The 3,745-nt window shown below is 68.9% G+C and carries 5 protein-coding genes and 1 pseudogene; 5 read left to right on the top strand and 1 reads right to left on the bottom strand.

The window, feature by feature from the left end; all coding sequences use genetic code 11:
- Window positions 1-436: isopentenyl transferase family protein (locus F9K34_RS17740; protein WP_436405764.1), on the bottom strand; the 436-nt coding region annotated here is incomplete at its 3' end.
- A gap of 101 nt (window positions 437-537) precedes the next feature.
- Between F9K34_RS17740 and pyrH the strand changes: the two genes are divergently transcribed.
- The 5 genes and pseudogenes from pyrH to F9K34_RS17715 form a co-directional block, all read left to right on the top strand.
- Window positions 538-1,269: a UMP kinase gene (gene pyrH, locus F9K34_RS17735; protein ID WP_291338437.1), complete on the top strand. Its 732-nt coding sequence runs from the start codon at window positions 538-540 to the stop codon at window positions 1,267-1,269.
- Between the two features lie 109 nt (window positions 1,270-1,378).
- A complete protein-coding gene (gene frr / locus F9K34_RS17730; protein ID WP_291338436.1) occupies window positions 1,379-1,942 on the top strand; it encodes a ribosome recycling factor in 564 nt (187 codons plus the stop codon).
- A gap of 49 nt (window positions 1,943-1,991) precedes the next feature.
- Window positions 1,992-2,720: a polyprenyl diphosphate synthase gene (uppS, locus tag F9K34_RS17725; RefSeq protein ID WP_291338435.1), complete on the top strand. Its 729-nt coding sequence runs from the start codon at window positions 1,992-1,994 to the stop codon at window positions 2,718-2,720.
- Complete coding sequence (locus F9K34_RS17720; protein WP_291338434.1) at window positions 2,717-3,511, top strand: phosphatidate cytidylyltransferase; 795 nt, start codon at window positions 2,717-2,719, stop codon at window positions 3,509-3,511. The genes uppS and F9K34_RS17720 overlap by 4 nt, the downstream gene beginning before the upstream one ends.
- Window positions 3,512-3,514: 3 nt before the next feature.
- Window positions 3,515-3,745: pseudogene (locus F9K34_RS17715) on the top strand (1-deoxy-D-xylulose-5-phosphate reductoisomerase); the annotation flags it as partial.

Raw genomic sequence — 3,745 nt, 5'->3', positions numbered from 1 at the left:
CGGCCATCCTGGCGTCGGCCTCGGCCCGCACGGCGGGCGGCACGCCGGGGATCTCGGCCAGCCCTTCGGTCAGCGCGCTGAGGTAGAGGCCGGTGCCGCCGGCGATGATCGGGCGTTGCGGCCCCGCGAGGAGCGGCGCCACCTCGCGCAGCCAGTGCCCGACCGAATAGTCCGCGCCCGGCGCGACATGGCCGTAGAGGCGATGGGGCGCGCGCGCCTCCTCGGCCGGCGAGGGGCGGGCGGACAGGATGCGCCAGCAGGACCATACCTGCAGCGCGTCTGCGTTGACGATGATGCCGCCCTGCGCCTCGGCGATGGCGAGCGCCAGCGCCGACTTGCCGGACGCGGTGGGCCCGGCGATCAGGACCGGCCGCCCGGGGTCGATATCCGCGATGAAGTCCAGCGTCCTGCCTATTGCTGTCCCTGGCGCATGCACATCCACCTGGCTGGCGGGAATCCCGCCGACCGTGGTTGAACACGCCGCCGATTTCCGCCATCTTGCGCCGCAACCGGGAAAGCGGCAAGCGGAGCAGTGGTATGGACGGGGCGGAAGAACCCAAGGTCAAGTACAAGCGCGTTCTTCTGAAGATCTCCGGCGAGGCTCTCATGGGCGATCAGGGCTACGGCCTGCATCCCCCGACCGTCGCCCGCATTGCCGCAGAGGTGAAGTCCGTCCACGACCTCGGGGTCGAGATCTGCATGGTGATCGGCGGCGGCAACATCTTCCGCGGGCTGCAAGGCTCCGCCCAGGGGATGGAGCGGACGACCGCCGACTACATGGGCATGCTCGCCACCGTGATGAACGCGCTCGCCATGCAGGCGGCGCTGGAGGCGCTCGGCGTCTTCACCCGCGTCATATCGGCCATCCCGATGGACCAGGTCTGCGAGCCCTACATCCGCCGCCGCGCTGTCCGGCACCTGGAGAAAAAGCGCGTCTGCATCTTCGCCGCCGGCACCGGCAACCCCTATTTCACCACCGACACCGCCGCGACGCTGCGCGCCAACGAGATGAACTGCGAGGCGATCTTCAAGGGCACCAAGGTCGACGGCGTCTACGACAAGGACCCCAAGAAGTTCCCCGACGCCAAGCGCTATGACACCGTGAGCTACGACGAGGTGCTGCAGCGGCACCTCGGCGTGATGGACGCCTCGGCCATCGCGCTCGCCCGCGACAACAGGCTGCCGATCATCGTGTTCTCGCTCGACGAACCCGGCGGATTCCGCGGCATTCTCGCCGGAAGCGGAACTTACACGCTGGTTGGCGGTTGAAATCCTATCGCGGCTTGCGCCTTTCATGCTAAAGGGCCGGGCGAAGGCCGAATGGCCAGACGAGCAAGTGACGGCCCCGGGAACCGCCGGGAAAGAGACGGAAAGACCCATGTCCGACGACATCGACATCGACATCGACGATCTGGAACGGCGGATGGAAGGGGCCATGGCCTCGCTCCGCCACGAATTCGGCACGCTCAGGACCGGGCGCGCCTCGGCCACGATGGTGGAGCCGATCATGGTCGATGCCTACGGCGCGCTGACGCCCGTGAACCAGGTCGGCACGATCAACGTGCCGGAGCCGCGCATGGTCACGATCAACGTCTGGGACAAGGCGCTGGTCTCGAAGGTGGAAAAGGCGATCCGCGACAGCGGGCTCGGCATCAATCCCCAGCTCAACGGCACGATCATCATGCTGCCGATCCCCGAGTTGAACGAGGAACGGCGCCGCGAACTGACGCGCGTGGCGGCCCAGTACGCCGAGCACGCGCGCGTGGCCGTCCGCAACGTGCGCCGCGACGGCATGGACCAGATCAAGAAGGCGAAGACCGACGGCATGAGCGAGGACGACCAGAAGTTCTGGCATGACGAGATCCAGGCGTTGACCGACCGCTACATTGCCGCCGTGGACAAGGCGCTGGAAGGCAAGCAGGCGGAAATCATGCAGGTCTGAAAGGACCGCGCCGGGTGACCGGCATCCGGGGGCGGAAAGGGCAGGGCCAATGGCCGCGAAGGACATCACGGGAGAGAGCCCCGCTCATGTCGCCATCATCATGGATGGCAACGGGCGGTGGGCCACCGCGCGCGGCTGGCCGCGGCTCGTCGGCCACCGCCGGGGGGCGGAGCGCGTGCGCTCCATCGTCGAGGCCGCACCGGGGCTCGGCATCCGCTACCTTACGCTCTACGCCTTCTCAACGGAGAACTGGAAGCGGTCGACCGAGGAAGTCATCGGGCTGATGACCATCTTCGCCCGCTACATCCAGTCCGAGGCGCAGCGGCTTTCGGCCGAGGGCGTACGCCTGCGGTTCATCGGCGGGCGCGAGCGGCTGGACAAGAAGCTCCAGAAGCTCATGGCCGGGATCGAGGCGCGCACGGCGGGCAACGACCGGCTTCACCTCACCGTCGCGATCAATTACGGCGGCCGCGACGAATTGGCGCGCGCCGCACGCGCCCTGGCCGAGGACGCGGCGGCCGGTCGGATCCGGCCGGAAGAGATCGACGAGGCGGCCTTCGCCCGCCGGCTCGACACCGCCGACCTGCCCGACCCCGATCTCGTGATCCGGACGAGCGGCGAGATGCGGATCTCCAACTACCTGCTCTGGCAGTCGGCCTATGCCGAGTACGAATTCACGGATACGCTCTGGCCCGATTTCACGCCCGACGAACTGGCCACGATCCTCTCGCGCTACAACCGGCGCGAGCGCCGCTACGGCGGCGCCCTGACGGCATGAGCGACCCCGCGAAATGGGGTGATCTCCTCCCCCGGCTGATTTCCGGCGCGGCCATGGCCGCGGGCGGGCTTGCCCTGATCTGGCTCGGCGGGCCCTGGTTCGCGACGCTGGCGACCGTGGCCGGCGGCCTCATGGTCTGGGAACTCGGCGCGATGACCGACCGCTCGCGGCCCGACGAGGCGGTGATGGTCGGCGCGGTCGCGGCGATCATCCTCGGCGTGGTATTCTGGACGCGCGACCCTTATCTGGTGCCGCTCCTCCTGCTGCCGGCGCTCTACGGGACCGTCCGGCCGAAGCGGCCGATGCGGGCCGTCTACGCCATCTACGCGGCCCTCATCATGGTCGCCTGCTACGGCCTCGTCGCCTTCCGCGAGGGCTTCGGCCTGCTCTGGCTCCTCTGGCTCATCCTCGTCGTCGTCGTGACCGACATCGCTGGCTATTTCGCCGGCCGCATCCTCGGCGGACCGAAGTTCTGGCCGGCGATCAGCCCGAAGAAGACCTGGTCGGGCACCGTCGCGGGCTGGATCGCGGCGGCGCTCGTCGGCGCGGTGTTCCTGCGCTTTTCCACCGCCGGGGTGGACCTCCTCTGGATCTCGGCGCTTCTCGCCTTTGCCTCGCAGATGGGCGACATCGCCGAAAGCGCGATCAAGCGGCGCTCGGGCGTGAAGGACAGCTCGAACCTCATCCCCGGCCATGGCGGGCTCATGGACCGCTTCGACGGTCTTCTCGGCGCGGCGATCTTCATGCTTCTGGTGGCGCAGCTGACCGACGTGCCCTCGGTCCGGTTCTGAGCCATGCGCAGCCTCTCGATCTTCGGCGCGACCGGGTCCATCGGCGAAAGCACCGTCGACCTCGTCCAGCGGCAGGGCGGGCGCCAGGCCTTCCGCCTCGTCGCCCTCACCGGCGGCTCGAACGTCGGCCGGCTCGCCGAACAGGCGCGCGCGCTCCGGCCCGAAGTGGCGGTGATCGCCGACGCGGCGCGGCTGCCCGAACTCCGCGAGGCGCTTGCCGGGACCGGGATCGAG

It is taken from the genome of Albidovulum sp., from assembly GCF_008933605.1.
Classification (GTDB): Bacteria; Pseudomonadota; Alphaproteobacteria; order Rhodobacterales; family Rhodobacteraceae; genus Albidovulum.
The sequence above is the reverse complement of the archived record's forward strand: the minus strand, read 5'-3'. Positions and strand labels throughout refer to the sequence as shown.

Bases quoted from the DNA above. Each gene is read 5' to 3' on its own strand.
- pyrH (WP_291338437.1), top strand. From the start codon at position 538: ATGGACGGGGCGGAAGAACCCAAGGTCAAGTACAAGCGCGTTCTTCTG.
- frr (WP_291338436.1), top strand. From the start codon at position 1,379: ATGTCCGACGACATCGACATCGACATCGACGATCTGGAACGGCGGATG.
- uppS (WP_291338435.1), top strand. From the start codon at position 1,992: ATGGCCGCGAAGGACATCACGGGAGAGAGCCCCGCTCATGTCGCCATC.
- F9K34_RS17720 (WP_291338434.1), top strand. From the start codon at position 2,717: ATGAGCGACCCCGCGAAATGGGGTGATCTCCTCCCCCGGCTGATTTCC.